This window comes from Alcanivorax sp. HI0083 (assembly GCF_001635175.1).
Genome location: NZ_LWFX01000510.1, coordinates 1 through 851, shown reverse-complemented (window position 1 = coordinate 851; position 851 = coordinate 1). Strand labels below are relative to the sequence as shown.

At 49.8% G+C, this 851-nt stretch carries 1 protein-coding gene and 1 pseudogene; one reads left to right on the top strand and one right to left on the bottom strand.

Going from position 1 to position 851, the window contains the following annotated elements:
- On the top strand, nucleotides 1-437 hold a 437-nt coding region (locus A3754_RS05245; RefSeq protein ID WP_231880498.1), incomplete at its 5' end, for a GMC family oxidoreductase.
- A 146-nt stretch (nucleotides 438-583) separates the two neighbouring features.
- Here A3754_RS05245 and A3754_RS05240 read toward each other — a convergent pair.
- Nucleotides 584-851 (bottom strand): annotated as a pseudogene (locus A3754_RS05240) (metal-dependent hydrolase); the annotation flags it as partial.

Below are 851 nucleotides of genomic sequence, written 5' to 3'. Positions count from 1 at the left end.
AGAGTCGAGGACAGATTCGATTGGCCAATAGCGATCCATTTGCTGCGCCTTTGATAGACCCAAACTATCTTTCTCATCCTGACGATATTCTTGTGCTCCGTGAAGGCGTGAAACTAGCCAGAAAAGTGTTTCACAGTCATTCTTTCAGCTCTGCTTTTGGCGGTGATGACGAACCGGCTTCCAGCGTGGAGAGTGATGACCAGATTGACGCGGATATTCGCCAGCGCGCTGAAACAATCTACCATCCCGTCGGCACTTGCCGAATGGGTAGTGATGAAAAAGCGGTGGTGGATGTCCGTCTGCGGGTAAACGGTGTGAAGGGGTTGCGTGTCGCCGATGCCTCGATCATGCCACTGTTGATCAGTGGTAATACGAACGCGCCATGTATGATGATTGGCGAGCGAGCGGCACAATTCATTCTAGAGGATGCGCAATAAAGATCGGCTAGAGAAAAGCTATGATAAAAGGTGTAATGCCGGAGTTGCATGGAAGCAATTCCGGCATTTTTTTGTGTGTCTTTTAGCAAACGGTGGTGACAGAGTCGTCAACTATTCAGAGGTTCCCTAAACCCCCTTGAGCATTATTATGCCGCCGGATTGCTATACAGCTCATGCAGTTGGCCACCTTCAGCGAACAACTTCTCACGCCACAGTTTTTCCAGCCCTTTGGTGTCATGTTGATCAGGGTGGAAATCCGGCTGAATGAACTCAGGAAGGCGCGAAAGGATTTGCGATACAAACCCGTTACGACCTAGCAAAATATTCAGACCTTTAACATTATCGCTGATGTTGCCGAGCTGGCCGTCTTTGACAAGCATCCAGCTCCAGGTGATGCCCAGCATCGGCAGCAAG